The organism is Bifidobacterium biavatii DSM 23969 (assembly GCF_000741165.1).
Classification (GTDB): Bacteria; Actinomycetota; Actinomycetes; order Actinomycetales; family Bifidobacteriaceae; genus Bifidobacterium; species Bifidobacterium biavatii.
Genome location: NZ_JGYN01000030.1, coordinates 14248 through 40223 on the forward strand (window position 1 = coordinate 14248; position 25976 = coordinate 40223).

General features: G+C 64.4%; 18 protein-coding genes. 4 read left to right on the forward strand and 14 right to left on the reverse strand.

Going from position 1 to position 25976, the window contains the following annotated elements; translation table 11 throughout:
• Positions 1-7: 7 nt before the first annotated feature.
• The 3 genes from BBIA_RS09700 to BBIA_RS09710 all read right to left on the reverse strand — a co-directional run bounded on the left by BBIA_RS09700 (position 8) and on the right by BBIA_RS09710 (position 3650).
• Complete coding sequence (locus BBIA_RS09700) at positions 8-2401, reverse strand: hypothetical protein (protein ID WP_051923958.1); 2394 nt, start codon at positions 2399-2401, stop codon at positions 8-10.
• A 163-nt stretch (positions 2402-2564) separates the two neighbouring features.
• On the reverse strand, positions 2565-3005 hold the full coding sequence (locus BBIA_RS09705) for a chorismate mutase (protein ID WP_033494450.1): 441 nt from the start codon (positions 3003-3005) through the stop codon (positions 2565-2567).
• A gap of 129 nt (positions 3006-3134) precedes the next feature.
• On the reverse strand, positions 3135-3650 hold the full coding sequence (locus BBIA_RS09710; RefSeq protein WP_033494497.1) for an Lrp/AsnC family transcriptional regulator: 516 nt from the start codon (positions 3648-3650) through the stop codon (positions 3135-3137).
• A 142-nt stretch (positions 3651-3792) separates the two neighbouring features.
• Here BBIA_RS09710 and BBIA_RS09715 point away from each other — a divergent pair, with 142 nt between their 5' ends.
• Positions 3793-5169, forward strand: coding sequence for a pyridoxal phosphate-dependent aminotransferase (locus tag BBIA_RS09715; RefSeq protein WP_033494451.1), 1377 nt, complete (start codon positions 3793-3795; stop codon positions 5167-5169).
• Positions 5170-5488: 319 nt separating this feature from the next.
• Here BBIA_RS09715 and rho read toward each other — a convergent pair whose 3' ends face one another.
• The 8 genes from rho to BBIA_RS14540 all read right to left on the reverse strand — a co-directional run bounded on the left by rho (position 5489) and on the right by BBIA_RS14540 (position 18160).
• On the reverse strand, positions 5489-7606 hold the full coding sequence (gene rho / locus BBIA_RS09720) for a transcription termination factor Rho (protein ID WP_033494452.1): 2118 nt from the start codon (positions 7604-7606) through the stop codon (positions 5489-5491).
• A 351-nt stretch (positions 7607-7957) separates the two neighbouring features.
• Positions 7958-9547, reverse strand: a complete 1590-nt coding sequence (locus BBIA_RS09725) for an NAD(P)/FAD-dependent oxidoreductase (protein WP_033494453.1) — start codon at positions 9545-9547, stop codon at positions 7958-7960.
• A gap of 408 nt (positions 9548-9955) precedes the next feature.
• On the reverse strand, positions 9956-10270 hold the full coding sequence (locus BBIA_RS09730; RefSeq protein ID WP_033494454.1) for a DUF2469 domain-containing protein: 315 nt from the start codon (positions 10268-10270) through the stop codon (positions 9956-9958).
• 9 nt (positions 10271-10279) lie between these two features.
• A complete protein-coding gene (locus BBIA_RS09735) occupies positions 10280-11341 on the reverse strand; it encodes a GNAT family N-acetyltransferase (RefSeq protein ID WP_033494455.1) in 1062 nt (353 codons plus the stop codon).
• Between the two features lie 193 nt (positions 11342-11534).
• Positions 11535-13034, reverse strand: a complete 1500-nt coding sequence (gene gatB, locus BBIA_RS09740; protein ID WP_033494456.1) for an Asp-tRNA(Asn)/Glu-tRNA(Gln) amidotransferase subunit GatB — start codon at positions 13032-13034, stop codon at positions 11535-11537.
• A 27-nt stretch (positions 13035-13061) separates the two neighbouring features.
• Positions 13062-14600 (reverse strand): Asp-tRNA(Asn)/Glu-tRNA(Gln) amidotransferase subunit GatA, encoded by a 1539-nt coding sequence (gene gatA, locus BBIA_RS09745; RefSeq protein WP_033494457.1) that lies wholly within the window; start codon positions 14598-14600, stop codon positions 13062-13064.
• A gap of 8 nt (positions 14601-14608) precedes the next feature.
• Complete coding sequence (gatC, locus tag BBIA_RS09750; RefSeq protein WP_033494458.1) at positions 14609-14908, reverse strand: Asp-tRNA(Asn)/Glu-tRNA(Gln) amidotransferase subunit GatC; 300 nt, start codon at positions 14906-14908, stop codon at positions 14609-14611.
• 174 nt (positions 14909-15082) lie between these two features.
• On the reverse strand, positions 15083-18160 hold the full coding sequence (locus BBIA_RS14540; RefSeq protein WP_033494459.1) for an HAD-IC family P-type ATPase: 3078 nt from the start codon (positions 18158-18160) through the stop codon (positions 15083-15085).
• A gap of 109 nt (positions 18161-18269) precedes the next feature.
• Between BBIA_RS14540 and BBIA_RS09760 the strand changes: the two genes are divergently transcribed.
• Both BBIA_RS09760 and BBIA_RS09765 read left to right on the forward strand, forming a co-directional pair.
• Entirely contained in the window at positions 18270-18923 is a 654-nt protein-coding gene (locus BBIA_RS09760) for an orotate phosphoribosyltransferase (protein ID WP_033494460.1), read from the forward strand.
• Positions 18924-18925: 2 nt separating this feature from the next.
• Positions 18926-19807 carry a TrmH family RNA methyltransferase gene (locus BBIA_RS09765; protein ID WP_033494461.1) on the forward strand — a complete coding sequence of 294 codons (882 nt, stop codon included), beginning with the start codon at positions 18926-18928 and terminating at the stop codon, positions 19805-19807.
• 115 nt (positions 19808-19922) lie between these two features.
• Here BBIA_RS09765 and clpB read toward each other — a convergent pair whose 3' ends face one another.
• Positions 19923-22580, reverse strand: coding sequence for an ATP-dependent chaperone ClpB (gene clpB / locus BBIA_RS09770; RefSeq protein WP_033494462.1), 2658 nt, complete (start codon positions 22578-22580; stop codon positions 19923-19925).
• 370 nt (positions 22581-22950) lie between these two features.
• Here clpB and BBIA_RS09775 point away from each other — a divergent pair, with 370 nt between their 5' ends.
• Positions 22951-23880 carry an AEC family transporter gene (locus tag BBIA_RS09775; RefSeq protein ID WP_033494463.1) on the forward strand — a complete coding sequence of 310 codons (930 nt, stop codon included), beginning with the start codon at positions 22951-22953 and terminating at the stop codon, positions 23878-23880.
• Positions 23881-24006: 126 nt separating this feature from the next.
• Here the strand turns inward: BBIA_RS09775 and BBIA_RS09780 are convergent, their stop codons facing one another.
• Both BBIA_RS09780 and BBIA_RS09785 read right to left on the reverse strand, forming a co-directional pair.
• On the reverse strand, positions 24007-24828 hold the full coding sequence (locus BBIA_RS09780; protein ID WP_033494464.1) for a fumarylacetoacetate hydrolase family protein: 822 nt from the start codon (positions 24826-24828) through the stop codon (positions 24007-24009).
• A gap of 208 nt (positions 24829-25036) precedes the next feature.
• Positions 25037-25936, reverse strand: a complete 900-nt coding sequence (locus BBIA_RS09785; protein ID WP_033494465.1) for a YggS family pyridoxal phosphate-dependent enzyme — start codon at positions 25934-25936, stop codon at positions 25037-25039.
• Positions 25937-25976: the final 40 nt, after the last annotated feature.

Here is a 25976-nt window from a genome sequence, read left to right on the forward strand (position 1 = left end):
CCATTCGTCATGCCGATGGCGCTTCGATCACCATGACGAAACGAGCGGATGCGTTGTCGTGGCTCGTTCCGCCAAGATCGGCGAGTTTGCCGTTGTCCTGCAGCGCTTTGACCGCGGCGGCGAGCACGTCGGCGGAGTCGCCGATGGCCAGCGTTTCGCCGATATGACCGTCGCCGCCTGGAATGAGCAGCGTCGCGGAGCCCATGCCGCGCATGCCGTAGGCAACGGACGGGGTTTCGTCCAACGCTGTTGCGGTTGTTGAGGCTGATGATGCGGCGTCGGATGTACCTGTCGCGTCGGACGTGTTCGACGATGATCCCGATGCTCCAGCTGTGCCGCCGGATGAACCGGTCGCGCCCGACTTGTCCGATGTTCCGGCGGATGTTCCGCCCGTCGCTTCCGCTGAACCGTCGCCGTTCGATGCGGCATTTGCCGACGAACCGCCCGACGAGCCCGGCGAGCCGGATCCCTTGTCGGTCCCCGCTCCCCCGCCGATCGAGGCGACGCCGCCGGCGAAGTTCATCACATCGTCCTTGCTCATGGCAACGTTGTCGTCCACCAGACTGGTGATCTGTCCGGCGTCCTGTGCCTTGCGCTGTTCGACCGCGGCTTTGTGCCGGGCTTTGGCGAGCGCCTGCTGCCGCTTGGTTTCCACGGTCGCGGCAATGCTGTTGCGTGAGGCCGCCGATCGCAGCGCGGCCATGCCGGAACCCGCCGACGCCGAAGCACCGGCATTCCTCTTGCCTGAATCGTCGGCGTTGCCGGCGGCATCGTCCGAAGTGCTGTCGTCTGCATCGCGTGCATGATCGTTCACACCGTCGATCGCAGTATCGCCCGAATCGTCCCCGTTTTCGAATTCGTCCTCGTATCGCAGCAGCAGTTGCTGGATCGCCTGCGCCGCGCCCGTGTGTTCGCTGGCGGTGGCGAGCGCGCTCATCGCCGCGTCGACTTTGGCCTGATCGTCCTTGAGATCGGCGACGGATGTGAAGTCGGCGTTGGTCGCCACGATCGCCTGCTGCCGGTAAGCGGACGCTCCGGCCGACGTACCGCCGGTGAGCTCGCTCAGATGCTTGGTGTACGTGTCGGTGTATGCCATCGAGTACGGGATCATGGCCTGCGAGAGCTGCGATTGCCCGTCGCTGTAACCCTTGGATCCTTGCGATGACTCGGTTCCGGCCTGCTGTTTGAGCTCGCGGACCAGCCCGCTGGTACCTTGCTGCCGGATTCTGCGAATGATCGCATCGACTTCGTCGGCCGCTCCAGTGTGCCGATGCGCGGCGCTGACCGCGTTGACCGCGTTGGCAAGGTCGACCACGGCGGTAGCGAGCGGGGTGTCGCCGCTGAGTTCCTTGGCGGTGCCGATGAGCGCCGGCAGCTGCGTGGATGTGCCGATCGAGCCGGACAGGTGCGTGGTGTAGGAGCCAACGTATGCGGCCATGTACGCGTCGAATGCCTGCTGGTGCGCGGCGGTGCGTGCGGCGATCGTGGTTTTGGCGAGCTCGCGTTCGTGGTCGCGCAGTGCGGTAAGTTCGGTGATGAGCGCTTCGTTGCCTTGGCTGCCGGCGCCGGTAGCCGTGTCGGTGAGCGTGGATGCCTGCGTGGCGAGCGCGTTAATCTGTGCGGCGAACGTTGTCGCGTCGTTGGCCGGCACGGCGGCCAGTGTGACCGCACTCATGGAGAATCGTGTTGCGGTGAGGTGGATGCTCACGTCGAGCACGGCTTGGTTCGTTGCCGCGTCGAGATTGCCTTCGACCAGGTCTTCGACGATGCCGCCGTCGTCGGCGATGTGCCCGCCGGCCTTGCCCACGGCCGTGATGAGCGTGTCGGAACCGTGTTGTGCAACGATCGTACCGTCGTTGACGCTGATGTCGTCGGCGATATCGGACGGCACGGTAAACGCGATCATCGGCACGAGTTGCTCGGCCTGTGCGGCGATGTCGCGCGAGGCGATCGGATTGCGTTCGACGACGACGCGCACACCGACCAGTCCGCTCGCGCCGCTGACTTCCGCAGCGGTTTTCTGCGGTCCGTCCAGCGAATACGTGACGCGGACGGTCCATGGCAGCGCTTCCGCGGCCGCGTCGCTGCGGGTCACGTTCGCGCCGGAATGATCACCGGAATTTCTGCCGGAACCAACGTTCGCACCGGCGTCATCCATCAGATAGACGCCGCCGGACACGCCGGACAAACCGGACAGCAAGTTCGTCAAAGCGTTGCCACCGACCGACGGCTGCGCGACCGCGGCGAACACGTCATGGTGCAGATAGCGGCTGGCGGACCGCGTCGTTATGCCGACACTCGTCATCGCCGCGCCGGAGCCTGCGCCGATCATGGCCACGCCGGCGACGAACACGACCAGCGTGCAGCCGCATCGCGCCATCGCGCGCCCGACGTATCCCATATCGTCGCCTCCGTTCGCCCGGTCAACCAATCAATCGGCGAATCCGCGTCAATCGGAACACAAACCGACCGTCACGGCATCCGCCATATGACACTGTGTCAACTGTCTTATGTAATCAGCCGACCGGACAGCGCAGCACGCGCCGGGCCACACACCGCATGAATCAGGCGAACACGTCGAGCACGCCCGGGTCTCCCCCGGCGGCCGCGATGCGCGCGTGGCGCTTCTTCGCCTCGGTGACAACGAATTCGCGGTACATTTCGGCGATGTCCGGGTCGAGTCCGGCCGCGACCGCGATGCGGTGCAAACGTTCGATCTGATAGTCCTCGCGCTTGTAGTCGGCGGGCGCGAAGCCGGCGCGTGCCTTGAGCACGCCGACCTGCGACGTGTACTTGAACCGCTCGGCCAGCAGGGAGACGATGGCCGTGTCCACGTTGTCGATGGACTGGCGCAGCGACTTGATTTTCGCCACGATTTGCGCGGTTTCGGGATCGTCGGCCGCCGTGGCCGAGTCGATCACCGTTTCGGATTCGATGGGCTGAGTGGCGTCGGTTGCGGGCAGCCAGTCGCCGCCTTCCGACTGAGTTTCTTGCGTTTCGCTCATGGTTGCAAGCGTATCACCGGATGCGGCGTGTGCATGGTATCGCTTCCGACTTGCGGCGTGCGAACGACGACCGGCGGTCGGCGGCGGCCCATGACACCCACACAAGCCGCGTTATCCGCACGACCCGCGTCAGAAGTAGGTTTTAAGGATGACGGTGCTTTCCGTGCTCACCGGCACCGTGCGATGGATGAGGTTGAGCAGTTCCTCGAGTTTGGCCGGCGTGGCGACGCGCACGAGCAGGATGAAGCTGGGCGCGCCGGCGACAGAGTAGCAGGAGACGACGCCGTCCACGTCGCGCAGTTTGCGTGGAATATCGGCTTCGCGCGCGTAGTCGAGCGGCGTGACGGAGACGAACGCGCTGATCGGCAGGCCGCGCTGATCGTGGTCGATGACGGCGCTGTAGCCTTTGATCACGCCTCTTTTTTCGAGTTTCTGCACGCGCGACTGCACGGTGGAGACGGACAGCCCGGTCGCCTTGGCGAGCTGCGCGAGCGTGGCGTGGCCGTCGGCTTCGAGCATGTCGAGGATCGTCGCGTCCTTGGTGTCGACTCCGACCGTCGGCGCACCGGTTGCGGCGCCGTTCGCAAGCGCTCCGGCGGCTCCGGCCGTGCCGGCTGCGGCTGTGTGATCGTCCCGTTCCTTCATGCGCACCATCCTATCGCCGCTGCCGTCATATGCAACGAAATCATTATCAGAACGTTAATTTTGCGAAATATCCAGTGTTTTTCGTAATGTTTACTATATACAGTCTTTTTTATAGAAACTTTTCCGAAAGGCGGTGTTCGTTATGTTCACTCCGAAGCCGGCCCTGGCCAGCCAGGCCCACGCCATCCCCCGTTCCGGCATCCGCGACGTGTTCGACCGCGTCGAGCGCGTGCCCGATGCGATTTCGCTGTGCGTCGGCGAACCGAGCTTCACCGCCGCCCCGCACATCGTCGAAGCCGCGTGCCGCTCAATTCAGGCAGGGCACACCAAGTACACGAACGTGCTCGGCATCGAAGGGTTCCGCACGGCCGTCGCCTCGTATTCGCACCGCGTGAAGGGGCTGGAATACGATCCGGACACGGAGGTTCAGGCCGTGGATGGCGCGACGATCGGCCTGTTTCTGGCCCTGAAGGCGACGCTCGATCCGGGCGACGAAGTGATCATCCCGTCCCCGTTTTTCACGTCATACGATGCGGAGGTGATGATGTGCGGCGGCGTGCCGGTGTACGTCGCGCTCAAGCCGGAACATCAGATGCGGCTGAACGCCGACGACATCGAGGCCGCGATCACGCCGCGCACGCGCGCGGTCATCATCAACTCCCCCGGCAATCCGACCGGCGCGGTCACGCCCTCCGACGAACTCGCTCGCATTGCGGACGTATGCAAGCGGCATAATCTCTGGGCGATTTCGGACGAGGTGTATCATCCGTTCGTCTTCGGCACGGACGAAACTGACGACATCGACGCAACCGACGCGGATCGCGGTGATTCTGACGGCACGCCGGCATACGGCGGCAAGGGGCAAATCGAAAACGCCGCGGAACGGGCGGCCGCCGGCACATCATCCCGGACCGCTGTCGATCGCCCGTTCCCGTCTGCCCCGTCGATCGCCGCCACGCCCGGCATGCACGATCGCACGATCGTCGTCGAAAGCCTGTCGAAAACGTTCGCCATGACCGGCTGGCGCATCGGCTACCTGCTCGCACCCGCCGCGGTCATCGAACAGACGAGCAAAATCGCCGAACTCATGCACTCGTCGGTCAATTCGACCGCGCAGTATGCGGGCGAGGCGGCGCTGAACGGCCCGATGGAGCCGGTCGTCGCGATGCGAGAGGACTATCGCGCGAAGCGGCGAATCGTCATGGACGGACTGGCCGACTGCACGGCGGTGCGCCTGATCGAACCGGAGGGCGCGTTCTACGCGTTCGTCGATATTCGCGCCACTCGCATGGACTCCGACACGTTCGCACGCCGCCTGCTCGACGAGACGAACGTGGCCGTGGTGCCCGGCACCGCGTTCGGCGCAGAAGGCGAGGGCTTTGTCCGCCTCTCCTATGCCGGCGACGCGGACGAGCTGCGCGAGGGCGTGCGCCGTCTGGCCGAGTTCGCCATGCGCCACGGCGATCCGCTGCTCGGCCGTCACACCCCCGCCTACCATCATCTTGAAATCATGGCATAAACACCAAGGAGAGCCTTCCCCTCGCATTTTGGCGCGCAGAGATATGCGGTTTTATTGCGGCGCTTACGCGTGACATTGCACGCGTGACATTGCCGAGAGCGGAATGGAGATACTGGCCACAATGCCACGCAAATCGACCTTATAGCGTGACATTGTGGCCAGTAAATCGACTGCACCGGGGTTGATGTCACGTAAAGACACCCGCCCCCATGCATGCAGGTCAATCAGGCTCATTACGAAATAGAAAAATGGCTCCTCCCATCCTCGATCAAAGATGGAAAGAGCCATTTCAGCGTTATCAAATCAGACACACATCACATCAGTTGCCATTGACGGCGCTGGAGTTGGCCTGCTGGCTGATCGCGGCGAGGAAGTCGCGGTTGGTGGGCGACTTCTTGAGGCGCGGCACGAGCGTCTGGTAGGCCTGCTCGGGCTCGAGGCCGCCGAGCAGTCGGCGCAGGCGGTAGATGATCGGCAGCTCGTTCGGTGCGGTGAGTAGCTCCTCGCGGCGCGTGCCGGACGCGTTGATGTCGATGGCCGGAAACATGCGCTTGTCAGCCAGCTCGCGGCTCAGGCGCAGCTCCATGTTGCCGGTGCCCTTGAACTCCTCGAAGATCACCTCGTCCATCTTCGAGCCGGTTTCGACCAACGCGGACGAGATGATGGTGAGCGAGCCGCCGTTTTCGATGTTGCGGGCCGCGCCGAAGAACTTCTTCGGCGGGTACAGGGCCTGCGCGTCCACGCCGCCGGACAGGATGCGGCCGGAGGCGGGCGCCGCGATGTTGTACGCGCGGGCGAGACGGGTCATCGAGTCGAGCAGCACGACCACGTCCTGGCCGAGCTCCACGAGTCGCTTCGCGCGCTCGATCGCGAGCTCCGCGACGGTGGTGTGGTCGGAGGCCGGGCGGTCGAAGGTCGAGGAAATGACCTCGCCCTGCACGGTGCGCTCCATGTCGGTGACTTCCTCCGGGCGTTCGTCCACGAGCACGACCATCAGGTGGACTTCCGGATTGTTCGTGGCGATCGCGTTGGCGATGTTCTGCAGCGTGATCGTCTTGCCGGCCTTCGGCGGGGAGACGATCAGACCACGCTGGCCCTTGCCGATCGGCGAGACGATGTCCATGATGCGGCCAGTGAGCTTGTTCGGCGCGGTCTCCTGCTTCAAACGCTCCTGCGGGTACAGCGGAGTGAGCTTGGAGAACTGCGGACGATTCGCCGCATCCTCGACGCTCATGCCGTTGATCGAGTCGATGGACTGCAGCGGCACGAACTTCTGACGCTGGTTGCGGCGATCGTTGTCACGCGGTGCGCGGATCGAACCGTGCACGGCGTCGCCCTTGCGCAGACCGTACTTCTTGACCTGACCCATCGACACGTACACGTCGTTCGGCCCCGGCAAATAGCCGGACGTGCGCACGAACGCATACGATTCGAGCACGTCGACGATGCCCGCAACCGGCACGAGATCGTCCTGCGGCTCCTCGCGGCGCACGTCGCGCACCTCGCGGGACTCGCGCTGATCGTTGCCGTTGTCGCGATCGTCGAAATCACGATCACGACCGCGCATGCGACGCTGACGACGGTCACCGTTGCGGTCGTTGTGATCATTGCCACGCTCCGCACGATCGCCGCGGTTGCGGTTGCGACGCGTGAACTCGCGCTCGCCCGACTCGTCGTCGGCAGTATCGCCCGCGACGTTCTGCTGCGGCAGCGTGGCGAGGATGTCGTCCAGATCGCGAACGTTGTCGTCGGACGACGGCGTTTCGTTCTGTTCAAAACGACGACGCACGCGCGGCTGCTCGCCGTCGCCGGAGCCGAACTCACGACGACGACGCGCCATCGGACGATCCTCGTCGTTCTTGCGGCGGCGATCGGCACGATCCGAGCGATCAGTACGATCCGTGCCGGTCGGTTCAAGACCGAGATCGTTGAGCAGCAGCACCGACGCCTCTTCTTCGCGACGACGGCGACGGACCGTGGTTTCGGCGTCGTTCTTCACTTCCGGCAGCTCAATGGACGGCTGCTCGGAGGAACCGGACGGGGCGGCGGACACCGCGCCGGCCGGACGGGTCACGCGCGGACGGCGGGCCTTCGGCGCGGCCGGAGCATCCTGAATGTTCTGAACAGGCGCGGTCACCGGAGCCGGTTCGGACACAGTCTGCGTCGGCTCAGCCGGGGCTGCAACGGCCGCGGGAGCGGGAGAAGTCTGAACCGGGGCGAACCCGGCCACGGGAGACGCCGTCTTCGCTGCGGCCTTCTTGGTTTTCGGAGTGCGCACCGTCACACCGGCGGGCGCTTCGCCGCCGGAACGGGCGGCCTGCAATGTGGCGAGCAATTCGGGCTTGCGCATCGTCGACGTGCCACGAAGTCCCATCTGCTTGGCGAGCTCCTTGAGCTCGGGCAGCTTCATACTCTCAAGATTCTGGCTGGTTGCCACTCGTATTACCTTTCCTTGAGCAATAACGACATACGCCGTGCTTTGCACTAAGAATGATTTGCGGTCTTGCCGCTATCGAACGTCCGCTGCACGCCATGCCCGCGAACTGGTAGATACATTACATCCGCACCCCGACCAACGCAAAACGGCCCGCCGCATGGCGCGACGGGCCGTTTCACGCTTCGAAAAGCGCTGGTTTTCCTACTTTCCTCGGCTCTTCAGCTGAGAGGGTTGTCGAACGGAGATCGACTGGAGGGCGTCAAAGTCGAGGAACGTTCCAAAACTTTGACTACCCCTCAGTCATGCTGCGCATGACAGCTCCCCTGACAAGGGGAGCCAAGAGGAGAGACGCTACTTTTCCTCGTGGTAGCTTTTTTCGGTGTTGACCGACCATACGTTCTTCTTGGACGTCTTGCCGGTCTTGATGTTGTTCACCGCTTCGATGGCGGTGGCCATCGAATGGTCCATGTTGTTGTAGTGGTGCTGGCCGTTGCGGCCCACGCAGTACAGGTTGCCGAACGAGTCGAGGTATTCGACGAGCTCGTCCATCTGCGCGTAGGTGTCGAAGTAGGCCGGGTACGCCTTCTTGACCTTCTCGCGGTGCGTGTCGAGCACGTCGTCCGGGCTGGCGATGACCTTCATACGCACCATCTCGTTGATGGCGAACTTGACGCAGTCCTCCTCGCTCATGTTCCAGAAGGCGTCGCCCTCATCGCAGAAGTATTCGAGGCCGATCCACACGGTGTTGTCCACGTCCTTGACGAGGTACGGACTCCAGTTGTTGAACACCTGGATACGGCCGACCGTGTAGCCCGGATCCTGCACGTAGATCCAGCAGTCCGGCACGATCGGCGGATTGCCGAGCGTAGGAATGTTGGTCGTGTTCTTCAAGCGCAGCTTCTTGACGAGCAGGCCGACGGTCACAAAATCACGGTACGGCAGGCCGTTCGCGATGGTCGTGATGTCCTTCGGGGCCGGCTTGTCAGAGGCATCCACGGCGTTGACGAGATCCTTGATCGGCATCGACGAGATGAACTGGTCGGCGGTCAATTCGGCGCGGTTGCCTTCCGAATCCTCGTACACGACGGCGCTGATATGGCCGTGCTCCTGCTTGACCTCAACGACGTTCGCGTCGGTGATGACTTTCGCACCGTTCGCCGCGCAGCGCCTCTCCACGGTCTCCCACAGCTGGCCCGGACCGTACTTCGGGTACCAGAACTCTTCGATCAGCGAGGTTTCGACCTCTGCGTTGGAACGCTTCTTCGGGCTGAGCTTGGCAAACGCGTTCTTGAGCACGCCGAGCACGCTCAGACCCTTGACACGCTGCGCACCCCAGTCGGCGGAAATCTGCGAGGGATGACGGCCCCACAGCTTCTCCGTGTAGCCTTCGAAAAACATCGAATACAGCTTGCGACCGAAGCGGTTGATGTAGAAGTTTTCAAGATTGTCTTCGGGCAGCTTGTGGAACATGGAGGCAAGATAGCTGAAGCCGGCCTGCAGAGTCATCACGAAGCCCATCGCCTTGAACGTGGCGGGCTTGAGCGAGATCGGATAGTCGAAGAAGCGACCACCGTAGAAGATGCGCGAGACGCGGTGGCGCTTGAGCATCACCTCGTCGGTGACTTCCGGATCCGGACCGCCCGGCTCCATCTCGTGCTCGCGGCCGAGCTTTTTGTCGTCGTAGCTGGGCGCACCCTGCAGCGGAAGCACGTCCTTCCACCAGTCCATGATGCGCGTGTCCTTGGAGAAGAAACGGTGGCCGCCGATGTCCATGCGGTTGCCGTTGTGCTTGACGGTGCGGGAGATGCCGCCGAATTCGCGGGTGGCTTCGAGCACGGTCACGTCGTACTTGTCAGCGCCGCCGTCCTTGACGAACTCCCATGCCGCGGTCAGGCCCGCGGGGCCGCCGCCGATGATCACCACGGATTGTTTTTGCGTCACGTAAGTCTCCTTATAACAAAATCAGCGATAGTCTACCCCACCCGCAGGAACCGCACTCCCACTTTGTGCATTTCCTCACATTACATCCGTGGTTTGATCGCAGCTTGTTCCTCGGCTTGATCCGCAACGTTACGTCCCGGCGGGGTCCGGCGGGAGGCGGGACATGCAACGCCGGACACACTCAAGGCCGTTCGGCCAAGCCTACGGTCCGGCATTGCATGTCCCGCCTCCCGCCTCGTTCGCACAGCACGTCACGCAACATCCGATATCAACGAGGCGACGGCCGGCATATGCGTTGTCCGACCGTATGACTTGGCCGAGCGGCCCGGAGCGTGTCGGATAACGCATATGCCGGCCGTCGCCGGTCACCGCACTGACGTAACATCACTGCATTCGTATCAACAAACGTCAGTGAATATCGTCGGGGATGTCGATGTCGGTTTTCTGCACTTCCTCGACATTGACGTCCTTGAACGTGACGATACGCACGTTCTTGACGAATCGGCTGGGACGGTACACGTCCCACACCCACGCGTCGGTCAGCTGCACGTCGAAGTAGACGTCCTGTCCGGCCGAACGGACGTTGAAGTCGACCTTGTTGGCCAGATAGAACCGGCGTTCGGTTTCCACCACGTAGGTGAACAGTTTGATGACGTCGCGGTACTCCTTGTACAAGGCGAGTTCCGCGTCGGTTTCGTAGTTGTCGAGATCCTCGGCGCTCATAAGTGTGTGTCAGTCCTCTTCCGTGTCGCGCTTGCGGTTCAATCCCAGATTGCGCCACCATGCGTTCTTTGACGATTTACGTTCCGACTGTCCGTACGGCCAGTTGCTGGTTTCGTCGTTGGTCGTTTCGTTGTGCGGTTTGTCTTCGCCGTCTGCCGTGCCGACGGCTGTTCCGTTGTCCGACGCCGGCGTGACGCCGATCTTTTCGTATGCCTCGCGACGTGCCGCTTCGGCTTCGACGGTCTGTTCCGCGTCCGTCCTGCCGTCGTTGCGCCGACGCTGCTGGATCGCGACCGAATGCTCGCGCATCGCCAGCGCTTCGCGCATGCCGGGATTGTCTTCGATCACGTGCATGCCGAACGCGTCGAGCGAGCGGATCGGATCGTATTCGTCGAACAGCGTGTCGAGCACGATGAGATCCTGGTATCGGCTGTTTTCCGCGTCCCACAGCGCGTCGCGCGACGAACCGGTCTTCACGAATCCGAGCGACTGGTAGACGGACAGCGAGCGCGTGTTCTTTTCCGGCACGGCGACCCAGATGCGGTGCATGCCGAGTCCGGACGGTTCCGGCGCGAAGCCGTAGGTCATGACGCGCGGCATCATGTCGCGCGAGTAGCCGCGGCCGCGATAGTCCTTGCCGAGCAGTACCTGGATGCGGGCGGAGCGTGCCCAGCCGTCGATGTCGATGAGGAACACCATGCCGATCACGTTGTCGGTTGCCGCGGCGTCGATCTTGCCGTCGTCGTCGTGATCGGAGTCGGTGAGCACGGCCCATGCGATTGTGCGGCGCGATTCGGGATCGCCAACGCCGGATTCGGATGCGGTCTGTCCGTTCGCCCATGCGACGGAGCGGCGCACCCACGTGTGTACGACGGCGCGTTCGGCCTGAGCGTCCTTGCCGGTGATGCGCGACGCGTTGTAGTACGCGTCCAGTTCGTCCAGTCGGGGCAGATCTTCGACGGTCGCCGGGCGCAGGTGCACCATCTCGCCCTTGATCGGCGGAATGACGATCCGCGCGGGCAGTTCGCGTGACGTTTCCTGATCGAACGGCGATGCGACGTGTTCAGACATTCTCGATTCCCTCAATATAGACTGGCAGAAGTCGGTACAGAAGATATCCTACCTGCCTGACCGTTCGCTGGGAAGCATATGTGGGAATGTTCACGTCGAGTGCAAAAGCGGGCGTCGGCGCGCTTGTCCGGGTATGGAAAAAGCTCCCGGGGTTGCCCCGCGGGAGCTTTTCCGTTATGCGTTTCGGATCGCGTCAGCCCTTGATCTTGCCCATCACGATCTTGGTGACGGCCTTCGCGTCGGCCTGGCCGCGCGTCGCCTTCATCACCGCACCGATGATGACGCCCATCGGCTTCATGTTGCCGCTCTTGAGCTTCTCGACGACGTCCGGGTTCGCTTCGAACGCCGCGTCGACGGCCGCTTCGATGGCGCCCGTGTCCTCGACGATCTTGTAGCCGTGCTTGGCGACGACCTCGGCCGGGGTGCCTTCGCCGGCGAGCACGCCGGAGACGGTCTGCTTGGCCAGCTTGTCGTTGAGCTTGCCGTCGGCGATGAGCTTCTCGACCTCGGCCACGTCGGCCGGGGTGACGTTGAGCTCTTCGAGCGAGACGCCCTTCGCGTTAGCTTCGCGGCTCAGCTCGCCCAGCCACCACTTGCGCGCGCCCGCGGCGGTCGCGCCGGCCTTGACGGTGTCCTCGATCAGGTCGAGCGCGTCGGCGTTAAGGATGTCGCGCATCTGCACGTCGGTCAGATTCCATTCGGCCTTGAGACGGTTGCGGCGTTCGCGCGGCATTTCCGGCATCTGCGCTTCGATCTCGGCGATGTGCTCCTTGGTGATGTGCAGCATCACGAGATCCGGATCCGGGAAGTAGCGGTAGTCGTCCGCATCGGACTTGACGCGGCCGCCGGCCGTGGTCTGCGTGGCCTCGTCCCAGTGGCGGGTCTCCTGCAGGATCTCCTTGCCTTCGTCGAGACGCGCAGCCTGACGACGGATCTCGTACTGGATGGTCTTTTCGATGCCACGGAACGAGTTCACGTTCTTAGTTTCAGAACGGGTGCCGTACGGAGCGTCGGCGGACGGGCGCAGCGAGACGTTCACGTCGGCGCGCATGTTGCCCTGCTCCATGCGGGCGTGGGAGATGCCGAGCGCGCGCACGATGTCGCGGATGGCGCGCATGTACGCACCCGCGATTTCCGGAGCGCGGTCGCCCGCGCCTTCGATCGGCTTGGTGACAATCTCGATCAGCGGCACGCCGGCGCGGTTGTAGTCGACCAGCGAGTGGTCGGCACCTTCGATGCGGCCGTCGGCGCCGCCGACGTGCGTGTTCTTGCCGGCGTCGTCCTCGATGTGCGCGCGTTCGATCGGCACGCGGAAGACGGTGCCGTCCTCAAGCTCGACGTCGAGGTAGCCGTTGCCGTTGGTCGGCTTGTCATACTGCGAGATCTGATAGTCGCGCGGCATGTCCGGGTAGAAGTAGTTCTTGCGGGCGAACTGGCTCCACTCGGCGATTTCGCAGTGCAGGGCGAGACCCAGCTTGATCGCGTAGTCGACGGCGGTCTTGTTGACGACCGGCAGGCTGCCCGGCAGGCCGAGGCTGACCGGGGTCAGCTGCGTGTTCGGCTCGCCGCCGAAGTGGACTTCGGCCGGGCAGAACAGCTTCGTCTTGGTGCACAGCTCAACGTGCGTTTCCAGACCGAACACCACGTCATACTTCTTGGTGGCATCGGCGTACTTCATCAGTTTTTCAGCCATAGTGCTTGTTCTCTTTCTTCCGATGCCTTACTCGGCGGCGTTCAGCCACGGGGTGTTCATGGACTGCCAGATCGGGCCGCCCCAATCCTCTTCGAGCGCGGCTTCGAGCGCAGCGGCCGGCTTGTACATGACTTCGTCGCGCTGCTGTGGCGCGATGAACTGGAAGCCGACCGGCAGGCCGTTGTCGGACAGGCCGGCCGGGATCGACATGGCGGGCACGCCGGCGAGGTTCGCCGGGATGGTGGCGATGTCGTTCATGTACATGGCCAGCGGGTCGTCCATCTTCTCGCCGAACTTGAACGCGGTGGACGGGCTGGTCGGGGAGACGAGCACGTCGGCCTGCTGGAAGGCGTTGTGGAAGTCGCGGATGATGAGCGTGCGGACCTTCTGCGCGGAGCCGTACCAGGCATCGTAGTAGCCGGCGGACAGGGCGTAGGTGCCGAGGATGATGCGGCGCTTGACCTCGTCGCCGAAGCCGGCCTCGCGCGTGTAGGACATCATGTTCGCGGCGGTCTGCGGCACGCCGGCCGGCGGCATGACGCGCAGGCCGTAGCGCATGCCGTCGTAGCGGGCCAGGTTGGAGCTGACCTCGGACGGCATGATGATGTAGTACGCGCCGAGCGAGTAGCCGATGTGCGGGCAGGAGACCTCGACGACCTCGGCGCCCATCTCTTCGAGCTTCTTGACAGCTTCGTTGAAGCGGGCTTCGACGCCGGGCTGGAAGCCGTCGCCGCCGAGTTCCTTGATGAGGCCGACCTTCATGCCCTTCAGGTCGCGCTTGGCGCCTTCGCGGGCGGCGGCGACCATCGGACGCGGGCCTTCCGGAATGGAGGTCGAGTCGCGGCGATCATGGCCGCCGATGACTTCCTGCAGCAGCGCGGAGTCGAGCACGGTACGGGAGACCGGGCCGATCTGGTCGAGCGAGGAGGCCATGGCGATCGCGCCGAAGCGGGAGACGCCACCGTAGGTCGGCTTGACGCCGACGGTGCCGGTCAGGGCGCCCGGCTGGCGGATGGAGCCGCCAGTGTCGGTGCCGAGGGCGAGCGGAGCCTCGAATGCGGCGACCGCGGAGGCCGAACCGCCGCCGGAACCGCCGGGGACGCGCTCGGTATCCCACGGGTTGTGCGTGGTCTGGTAGGCGGAGTGCTCGGTGGAGGAGCCCTGCGCGAATTCGTCGAGGTTGGTCTTGCCGAGGATCGGCATGCCGGCGGCCTTGAGCTTTTCGATGACGGTGGCGTCGTACGGCGGCACCCAGCCTTCGAGGATCTTGGAGGCGGCGGTGGTTTCGATGCCCTTGGTGACGATCATGTCCTTGATGGCGATCGGCACGCCGGCCAGTTCAGGCAGCTGAGCCTTTTCGTCCGCGGACTTCGCGTCGAAGGCGTCGGCCTGCTCGCGGGCCACGTCGGCGGAAACCTTCAGGAAGGCCTTGATGCTCGGCTCGGCGGCCTCGATGACCTCGAGGTGCGCGTCGACCAGCTCGCGGCTGGAGACTTCGCCGGACTTGACCTTGGCGGCCATCTCGGCGGCGGACAGCTTGACCAATTCGTTGGTTGCTTGCGTCATGACGGTTCTCACTCCTCGCTTCCCAGGATTCGCGGCGCGACGAACATGCCAGCCTCGGTCTTCGGGCCGCCGGCGAGCGCCTCGGCCTGCGTGAGCGGGGTTTCCGGCACGTCGGGGCGCAGGTACGCTTCGAGCGGGATCGGATTGGCGGTGGGCGGCACGTCGTCGGAGGCGACTTCCTGCACCTTGTTGATGGAGTCTGCGATGACGTTCAGCTCGCCCTGCAGGCGGGTGATTTCCTCATCGGTGAGCGCGATTCGGGCCAGATCGCCCAAATGCTCGATTTCTTCGCGTGTGAATGTAGGCATGGGCCTTACTATACGAGCGGTTTGTGACACGCCGTCGCATTGCGCCCAGTCGCATTCCACGCGTCGGAAGGCGTTTCGTCAGGGGAAAAGGAAAAGGATCCGGCCCGGGATGTCGCCCGAAACCGGATCCTTGCCCACCGGGGCGCGTACGTGCATGCGCGCGCTGCCAGCGGCCTACTGCTCGAGGAAGACCTGCGGTGCCTTAGCGAAGTTCTTGGCGCAGTGCTCACCGCAGAAGTAGTAGGTTTTGCCCTCGTATTCGCGGGTGATCGCGTCCGCGTTCACGGCGACGGTCATGCCGCAGACCGGGTCGGTGGCGGTTTCGCCGTCGACGGGCGCGGCGTTCATGTGCATGTGGTGCATGTCCATGTGATGCTCCTTGCTGTTGTGATTGGTGGACATTGTAGCGTCGGAACCGTGGGACGGACCGTTCGGTTCCAAGTGCGCAAGTTCGGTGCGTTCGTCGATGATGACCCGCGGTTCGCGACCGTTAGCGCGTCCATCGGCCTGCGTTGCGGCAGCGTCGGAGGCCGGCATGGCGGAATCGCCGATGCGCACGCCGTGCAGCCGGTTCGCGTTGAGAACGAGGCACACCGAGCTCAGCGCCATCGCAAGACCCGCGATCATCGGGCTGAGCAGCCAGCCGGTGAACGGATAGAGCACGCCGGCCGCGACCGGAATGCCGATCACGTTATAGCCGAACGCCCACGCGAGATTTTCGCGAATGTTGCGCATCGTCGCGTTCGACAGGGCGATCGTTTTCAGCACGCCGCGCAGGTCGCCGTTCATGAGCGTCACGTCGGCCGACTGCATCGCCACGTCCGTGCCGGTGCCGATCGCGATGCCGAGATCGGCTTGCGCGAGCGCGGGCGCGTCGTTAATGCCGTCGCCGACCATGGCGATCAGGCCGTCCGGCACGTCGCCGATCGCCGGTGTGCGCAGCGTCGTGACCGTTGCAGCCGCGTTGGCATGATGATCGGCTGCCGTTCGTGCCGTTGCGGTCGAACCGATGCGGCTGTCGCCTGTTTGCACCGACGTTGCCGGTGCCGCCGATGATGTCGCCGTACCGGTCTCGCCGCGATCGCGCGCGATCTGCAGCTGTCGGATCCAGTACGCCTTGCCGTCGGGCTTGACCTGCGCGATCACCGTGTCGATGCCAACTTCACGCGCGACGCGCTCCGCGACGTCGGCCTTGTCGCCGGACAGCATCACCGTGCGAATGCCGGCCGCACGCAACGCGGCGACCGCCTCGCGCGAGCCATCCTTGACCGGATCGTGTTCGTAGCTCGGTTTCGCGTCACCTCCCGCGGCAGCGTCACCGTCTACCGGCGCATCGACCACGCCGCGCGTGATCGTGCCGGTCTTGTCGAACACGACCGTGCGGATGTCGCGCGCCTGCTCCAGCGCCTTTGCCGACGTGACAAGCACGCCGTTCGTCGCGCCGACTCCCATCGCGGCCGTCACTGACAGCGGGGTCGCGAGTCCCAGCGCGCACGGGCAGGCAATGATGAGCACGCTCACCGCCGTCACCAGCGCGTGCGCGAGCTTCGGCTCCGGGCCGATCGCGAACCAGATCGCGAACGTCCACACGGCCACGATCATCACTGCCGGCACGAAAATGCGCGCGATCTTGTCGGCCAGCTTCTGCACGGGCGCTTTGGTGGCCTGCGCGCGCGACACCATGGCGATGATCTGCGCGAGCACCGTGTCGCCACCGACCTGCGTGGCGCGCATGAGCAGGTCTCCCTTGAGCAGCACCGTCGCGCCGGTCAGCGACGAGTCGCCGGAAAGTTGCGGTTGCGGCGTTCCGGCAGCGGAATCGGACCGGGACATTCGATGCGCGGATTGGCTGCCGAGCTCGTGGGGCTCCGCGGCGGTCGCCGATTTGACGACGGGCTTTGATTCGCCCGTGATCATCGACTCGTCCACCGTCGCTTCGCCGGCGACGAGCTCGCCGTCGACCGGGATGCGTTCGCCGGCGCGCACGACCAGCAGGTCGCCGGTCTTGACGTCGTCGATGTCAACGTCGCGAACGTTCGCCGGATCACGCCAGTCCGCGCGCGACGCCGCGTCTGCGCCGTGTTCATCTTGATCGACCGTCGTCACCGGATCATCACCGGCTGCACCGGCCGACAGCACGTGCGCGACGCGCGGGCGCAGCTTGATCAGCGACTGCACGGCCTTGCCGGTGCCCTCGCGCGCCTTCGTTTCGAGCAGGCGTCCGACCAGCACGAGCGTGATCACCACGCCGACCGACTCGAAATACGGCTCGCGCGAGCCGGCCGGGAATAGCGACGAGGCGACGCACAGCGCGAGGCTGTACAGGTATGCGGCGAACGTTCCCAGCGTGACCAGCGAGTTCATGTCGGGCGCGCGGTGGGCGAGCGCGGGCCAGCCGACGCGGTGGATCGGCGCGCCGCAGTAGAACATGACCGGCGTGATGAGTAGCGCCTGCAACCACGGGTTCATCAGCCACATTGGCACCAGCGCGTGGCCGTTCGGCAGCAGCATGAGCATCATCGGCACGAACACGGGCAGTGTGAGCACCGTGCCGATCGCGACCAGCTTGGTCAGCTGGCGGATTTCCTTCGCACGCTCCTCAGATTCGCGCCGTTCTGCGGCCAGCGCGTCGGAAGGCGGCGTCGACGTTCCGTCGTTTCCGCCGCCGAAACCGTCGTCGGTTCCAGCCGTACCGTTTCGATCGGGGCCGGCCTGGGTTCCCGGCTCGTCACTGCGACCGGAATCCGCAGAGTCCCCAAACCTGTCATTTCGACCAGAATCCGCAGAGTCCCCCAACCTGTCATTTCGACCGGAGCGCAGCGGAGCGGAGAAATCTTCCACTTCGCCATCGCCGTGCGATTCGCCGCCGCCTCCGGTCACGCGCAGCAGTCCGTGCACCATGTTCATGCCACAGGCGAACGGGTATTCGCCGGCCGGCAGCGCAGGCAGACGCACGTCGGTGCGCTGGTTGCCGGGCAGCATCGCGTCGAGCGCGAGATCGCCGAACACGACGTGCGACGTGCACTCGCCGGTCTCCTGACGGTCGAACGTAAGCGTGATCGGCGTGCCGGCCTTCATCTCCACGACGGCCGGCGAATATCCGCCGCGCACAGTGATCGTGGCGGTCTGCACGCCGTTCTCCAACGTGCCGGCGGTCCCCCGCTGCGGCGCGAAGAAGAACCGCATGATCAGCCACGTCAGCGCGGCGGCCACCAGTATCGAGGCCGCAATAAGGAAAATGCTATACTCCATGCTCTTCTCCCGGATTCGTATGCTGATTAAATCCTAGCGACTGCGATTGCGCGGCGGGCATAAACCAATCCGTCATCGGTTGACGGCCCGAAAGGATAGGCTAGCAACCATGACCGAAGAGAAATCCTTCCGCAAGACCGGCGCTGCTTCCGCCGCCCAGCCCGCCGCATCCGCGCCCGCGGAAACCCCGTTCGCGCTGCTTGACCCGCGCGATCAGCTCAAAAGCCTGCTGAAGACCGAACTGGACGGCAAGCCGTTCTGCGAACTGTCGAAGGTGACGTTCGACCATCGCGGCGCCTCCATCGCCGGACATCTGCTGCTCGACACGCTTGAGGAGCAGGGCTATTCGGTCGACGACTTCGACGCGGTCGGCGCGCTCACCGCCGCGGCCGTGCCGCTGGTCACGTCGATGATTCTCGCGGCCGCCTCGCGCGGCGAGGATCTGGACGGCTTCGTCATGGACTTCGTGTACCCGTCCGTCAAGGGCCCGTCCATCAAGGGCAAGCGCGTGGTGCTCATCGACTCGTGGCTGTCGGAGAAGTCCTACGTGCAGACGTCGTCGCTGGTCACGCTGCGCAACGGCAACGAACTCAGCCTCGACTTCGGCATCGTCGAGCACGAGGACGCGCAGGTCGTCGCGGTCGCGTCGCTCATCGGCGGCGTCGACATGGACAAGCCGACAGTCAAGGTCGTCAATCCAGTCACCGACGAAACGCGCGAACTGCCGTTCGTCGAGGTCTACCACGAATCCGAACTGCGCTGACCATGCACACGCCCAATCCCGTCTCCCTTGCCGCCAAACTGTCCGGAGAGCCCGAATTCCGCGAGATCGGCGTCGGCCCCTGGGCGGAAACGCATCCCGGTGAGCCGCGTCCGGACGATCCCGCGTCACCGGATTTCGATGCGCGCTTTGATACGCAGCTGCTCGACGACGGCGATCGGCGCAACGTGCTCGACCGCTACCGTTACTGGACGGTCGACGCGATCAAGGCCGATCTTGACGCGCGCGGCCGGCACGACTTCGAAGTCGCCGTCGAGAACTGGACGCACGACTTCAACATCGGTTCGATGGTGCGCACGGCCAACGCGTTCACCGCGCGCCGCGTCCACATCGTCGGCCCACACAAGTGGAACCGCAAAGGCGCGCTGATGACCGAACTGTACCAGCACGTCGAAAACCATCCGTGCATCGAGGAACTCGTCGAATGCTGGCATCATCGCATCGCCGGCGAAATCGCGTACGAACGCGCGCGAGCCAAGGCCGCGGCGATCAAGGCGCATACAATCGCAACCCAATCCGGAACCGCAGCGACGTCGATCGACGATCATGCTTCCGCGGCGGCCGCGGTGGACGCCGTGCGCGAGGCGACGGCCGACATCGCCCGAGCCGACGCGCGCATCCGCGAACTTGAGGCCGCGCGCGTCATCGCACTCGACATCATCCCCGGCGCAGTACCGATCGAAACGTACCACTTCCCCAAGCGCTGCCTCATGCTGTTCGGCGCGGAAGGCCCGGGTCTGAGCCAAAAGGCGCTTGATCTGGCCGACGACGTCGTTTACATCTCGCAGTTCGGCTCCGTGCGCTCCATCAACGCGGGTGCTGCGGCGGCCGTGGCCATGCACAGCTACATCGCGCAGCATCTATAAATCGGACACATTCGCAGAGTGCGAGCATTCACGGACAGGACAAGAAAAGCCCGGAGGGGATATTCCCCTTCGGGCTTTTTGTCATGTCAGCGCGTCATTCCGCGATCCGCACCGATCAGTCAGCCTTCACGTCCTCGACGTGAACCGAACCGTCGTCGTCCGGGTCGGTCGGCATGGCGTTGAGCTCGAGGTGGTCGCCGCCGGTCTGGTCAACGAGCACCGTGTCGCCGTCGTGCACCTTGCCGGACAGCAGCATGCGGGCCAGCTGGTCGCCGACCTCGGTCTGCACCAGACGACGCAGCGGACGCGCGCCGTACGCCGGATCGTAGCCGGTGTCGGCAAGCCATTCACGCGCCGCGTCCGTGACGTCGAGACGGATACGGCGGTCGGTGAGGCGGGACGCGACCTGCGCGACCTGGATGTTCACGATGCCGCCCAGCTCCTCGCGGGTGAGCGGATGGAACATGACGATCTCGTCGAGGCGGTTCAGGAACTCCGGCTTGAAGTTCATGTGCACCGCGTCCATCACGGCCTTCTTCTTGGCTTCCGCGTCCATGTCCTGATTGACGAGGAACTGCGAGCCCAAGTTGGAGGTCATGATGAGGATCGTGTTCTTGAAGTCCACGGTCCGGCCCTGACCGTCGGTCAGACGGCCGTCGTCAAGCACCTGCAGCAACACGTCGAACACTTCCGGATTGGCCTTCTCGACCTCGTCGAACAGCACCACCGAGTACGGGCGACGACGCACGGCCTCGGTGAGCTGGCCGCCCTCCTCGTAGCCGACGTAGCCCGGCGCGGCGCCGATCAGACGCGACACGGAGGCCTTCTCCATGTACTCGCTCATATCGATGCGCACCATGGCCTTCTCGTCGTCGAACAGGAAGTCGGCCAATGCCTTCGCAAGCTCAGTCTTGCCCACGCCAGTGGGGCCGAGGAACAGGAACGAGCCGGTCGGACGGTTCGGGTCGGAGATGCCGGCACGCGAGCGGCGCACCGCGTCAGAGACGGCCTGAATGGCTTCCTTCTGGCCGATCACGCGCTTGCCGAGGTACTCCTCCATGTGCAGGAGCTTCTCGTTTTCGCCCTGCATGAGGCGGCCGACGGGGATGCCGGTCCATTCGGAGACGATGCCGGCCACCGAATCGGCGTCGACATGGTCCGGGACCATCGGTTCAGGCTTGTTACCGTTGCCGTTTGCAGTGTCTTCGGCGTCAGCCTTCTCGGCCGCGTCGAGCTGCTTCTGGATCGCCGGAATCTCGCCGTACAGGATACGGCTCGCTTCGGCCAAGTTGCCCTCGCGGGTGAACTTGTCGGCCTTCACGCGCAGCGCGTCCATCTGGGCGCGCAGGTCGCCGACCTTGTTGTGGCCGGCCTTCTCCGCATCCCAGCGGGCCTTCAAACCGGCGAGCTTCTCGCGCGCGTCGGCCATCTCGGCCTGCAGCTTCTCGAGACGCTCCTTGCTTGCCGGATCCTCGGCCTTCTTGAGCTGCATCTCCTCCATCTCGTAGCGCGTCACCTTACGCTGGAGTTCATCGATCTCCTCAGGCGAGGAGTCGAGCTCCATACGCAGATGCGCAGCCGCCTCGTCGACCAGATCGATGGCCTTGTCAGGCAGCTGACGGCCGGAAATGTACCGGTTGGACAGCGTCGCGGCCGCGACCAGCGCGTCGTCGCCGATCGTCACCTTGTGGTGCGCCTCGTAACGCTGCTTAAGGCCACGCAGGATCGCGATCGTGTCCTCGACACTCGGCTCGCCGACGTACACCTGCTGGAAACGACGTTCAAGCGCCGGGTCCTTTTCAATGTTCTCGCGGTATTCGTCGAGAGTGGTCGCGCCGATCAGACGCAGCTCGCCGCGGGCCAGCATCGGCTTCAACATATTGCCGGCGTCCATCGAACCTTCGGCAGCACCCGCACCGACGATCGTGTGAATCTCGTCGATAAACGTGATGATCTCGCCATTCGCGCTCTTGATCTCGTTGAGGACGGCCTTCAGACGTTCCTCGAACTCGCCACGGTACTTGGAGCCGGCCACCATCGACCCAAGGTCGAGGGAGATCAGCTTCTTGTTCTGCAACGTGGTCGGTACATCGCCGGCGACGATGCGCTGCGCGAGGCCCTCGACGACGGCGGTCTTGCCGACGCCCGGCTCGCCGATCAGCACCGGGTTGTTCTTGGTACGACGAGAAAGAATCTGGATGACGCGGCGGATCTCCTGATCACGGCCGATCACCGGGTCGAGCTTGCCTTCCTTCGCGGCGGCGGTCAGATCGGTCGAATACTTCTCGAGCGCCTTGTACGAGCCTTCCGCGTCCGGGCTGGTGACCTTCGCGCCGCCGCGGATGCCGGGGACGGCTTTGCGCAGGACCTCCGGGGTCACGCCGTTCTGGCGGAGGATGTCGGCCGACTGGTTCGGCGCGCTTGCTGCGATGCCGATGAGCAGGTGCTCGGTGGAGACGTATTCGTCGCCCATCGCCTGCATCTCCTTCTCGGCCTGCGCGAGCGCGGCGGTCAGCTGGCGGCTGGCCTGCGGCTGCGACGTGGTGGAGCCGCTTGCGCTCGGCAGCGCGACGAGCGCGTTGCGCACGGCCGCGCCGATGGCCTGCGGGTTGCCGCCCGCGGCCTGAATGAGTCCCTGAATGACGCCGTTCTCCTGACGCAGGAGCGCGTCCATGACGTGCAGGGTCTCGACCTGCGCGTTGCCCGCGGCCGACGCGCTCTGGATCGCGTCGCCGATCACCTGCTGGGCCATGGTGGTGAACTTCTGTTCCATATCAACCTCCCAATAAGTCTTCAATCCGCGACCGCGCCAGCCGGACGGACCGTCGTCCCACCCATGACATCGGGCGAGCCGGCAGCGTCCGCGACCGCACGATCACGGGTCATACGTTCGTTGTCTGATACGCTCAACCGTTCCGCAACCCATTCTATTCCCAAAACTTGAGTCCAATCCACTCAAGTTTGGAAACCGTTCACAAAACGGCTATCAGCAAGGCCACCCAGCAAGACCCGCCGACAAGCGGTAACACGGACGCGCCTAGACTGGCACACCGGAAGGCGAACGCGAGACCCCGGAACCGCAACCGGCATCCGGTAATCCCGCCGCAACCAAGAGCGAAACCAAGAGAAACCCCGAGAAGAACATGATTTTCCAAGCCGGCTCGCTGCTGCTCGTCATCATCGGCGCGTACGCGCTCAAACATCTGCACGTCTTCGGCGACCGCGACTACAAGGTGGCGCAGGGACTCGTCTTCAACCTGACCCTGCCGTGCGCGATCATCCTGTCGTTCGCCACCAACAAGCACGACATGAAAATGCTGTGGATCGTGCTGTTCGGCTTCTTTGCCTGCGCGATCCCGCTGTTCATCGTCTACTTCGGCTCGCGCGGCGACGAACGCAACTACCGCGCGTTCCAAATGCTCAACGCGTCCGGGCTCAACCTCGGCGCGTTCTGCCTGCCGGTCGTCCAGACGTTCATGGGCGCGTCGGCCGGCCTGCCGATCATCATGCTCGACATCGGCAACGCGACCGTCGCCACGGCCGGCTCGCTGACGATCACACGCACGCTGCTCGGCATGGACGACAGCTTCAGGTCCCTGCCAATGATCCTGCGTCTGCGCAACATCGCGCGCGACTTTCTGAGCTCGATCAGCTTCGACATCTACATGCTGATGCTCGTGTTCATGTTCCTGCACATCACGATCCCGCAGCCGATCGTCACTCTCATCACGCCATTCGCCAACGCGAACGCGTTCTGCACGATGGCGATGATCGGACTCATGATGGAAGTGCCAGACAATCGCAAGGACAAGGTCGAACTGGCGAAGGTGATCGCGTGGCGAGCCGTGTTCGGAGTGGTCATCGCGGTCGCCGCGTGGACGTTGCTGCCGTTCGACGAGCGGATCCGCGAGATCATCGTGCTCGGTTCGTTCGCGCCGATCACGATCTTCTCGACCAAGTTCACCGACTCGCTCACCGGCAACGCGAAACTCGCCGGGTTCTCGCTCACCGTCACGGCCGTACTCAGCCTGATCGTCATGACCGTGCTGCACGCGCTGCTGCCCGTGGCGTAAGTTTCTCATGCACTTGGCTCCCCTTGTCAGGGGAGCTGTCATGCGCAGGCATGACTGAGGGGTAGTCGGAAGGTTATATGCTTGCCCTTCCGACTACCCCTCAGTCTCACTGCAGTTGCAAAGCGATCATCCCTGCACGACCACATTGCGCAGGTCGCCGATGCCTTCGACGTGGACGATCGGCTCGTCGCCGGGACGCAGCGTGCCGGACGCGTTCGGCGTGCCGGTGAGGATCACGTCGCCCGGCAGCAGCGTGGAGAAGCTGGAAATCGCGGCGATCTGCTCGGGGATGCCGTGGATCAGGTTCGCGGTCGTACCGCTCGCCAGCGGCACGTCCTCGCCGTTGAGCGTGAACGAGATCTTCGCGTCGCGCCAGTTGAGGTCGTCACGCGCGACGATCCACGGGCCGAGCGGGCAGGACGTGTCGAAGCCCTTCGCGCGCGTCCACATCGGATCCATGCCCTGCAGATCGCGCAGCGTCACGTCGTTAACGCACGTGAAGCCGAGCACGTAGTCCATGGCCTTTTCGACCGGCACGTTCTTGGCGATGCGGCCCATGACCACGGCCACTTCCGGCTCGAAGTTCATGTCGTGGCTGCACGGCGGGATGACGATCGGATCGTCCGGGCCGATCACCGACGTGGACGGCTTGGTGAAGATCACCATGTCCTCCGGCGCGTGGGCGATCTCGGAATGGCCGGCCTCGTGCATGAACTGGGCGTGCGCCTCGTAGTTCTTGGCCAGACCGAACACCTTGGACGGCAGCACGGGCGCGAGCAGACGCACGCCGTCGGCGTCCAGCGCGTAGCGGTTGCCGGTCGGTTCGACGGCGCCCGCGCCGAGCGGATAGCCGTTGAGCTCGATCAGATAGTCCTTGTGATCGGTCGGGTCGTTCTGGACGAACGCGTAGCGGGGAGTGCCCTTGAGCGAAAATCGTGCAATTCTCATACCCCACAGTGTAGTCGTAACGCGAGCGTCCGCCGTGCGCACGGCAACGTTCGCACGATCACGGCCGCGCAGTCGCAGCCGCTCAGTCGCAGCCATCCAGTCACAGCCGCACGGTCACGACTGCACGATCACAGCTGCACAGTCATCCGTGCGACCGCCGCGTCCGTCATCAACGGCACCGACGCGACCGCCGAGCACAACGGATGCGTCAGATGAACGCGCGTTCGCCGAACACGCCGGTGCCGACGCGCACGATCGTCGCGCCTTCCGCGATGGCGAGCGCAAGATCATGCGTCATGCCCATCGACAGTTCGGCACAATGCTCGGTGCCGGGCGCGCCCGCGTCGAGGATCTGGTCGCGCGTCTTGCGCAGGTGCGCGAAGCAGCGGCGGATCGTCGTCTCGTCGTCGACGTGCGCGCCGATCGTCATGAGTCCCTGCAGTTCGAGTCCGGCGAGCGTGCCGATGCGCTGCGCGAGCAGGATCGCATGCGCCGGATCGCAGCCGGATTTCGACGCTTCGCCCGATTCGTTGACTTCGAGCAGCACGCCGACGGTGATGCCGCGCGCGACTGCCCGACGGGAGATTTTTTCGGCCTCGTCGATCGAGTCGACGGATTCGATCGTGTCGACGACGGGCAGGACCTTGCCGATTTTGTTGCTTTGCAGCTGGCCGATGAGATGGAACGGGATGTGCGCAGACGCGGCAGTTGCGGTCGGCGCGGCCGACGTTGCCGCGGTATTGTTCGCGGCGGTCGCGGCGGTCGTAGCGTTCGCGGAGTTCGCGACGGACGGACCGGCTTCCGCCGCGCCGAGCGCGAACCCGCGTTCCGCGCACAGCCGCGTCAGCCCGGCGGCCTTGACGGCGACCTCCTGCGGCCGGTTCTCGCCGATCATGCGAATGCCCGCGTCGATCGCGGCCATGATTTCGCCGACGTCGCGCGTCTTGGTCGCCGCAAGCAGCTTCACGGATCCGGCCGCGCGTCCGGCGGCAGACTCGGCCTGAGCAACCTCGTCCATCACGCGATGCACGCCGTCCGTGATCTCCTGCGCGCGTGCCGCGTCGATCGTCTCGTTCGCCAAATCCTTGTGATCCATGTAAGCCGTCATGTCGCCCCTCTTTCGTAACGCTCCCATCGTAGTAGGCGGT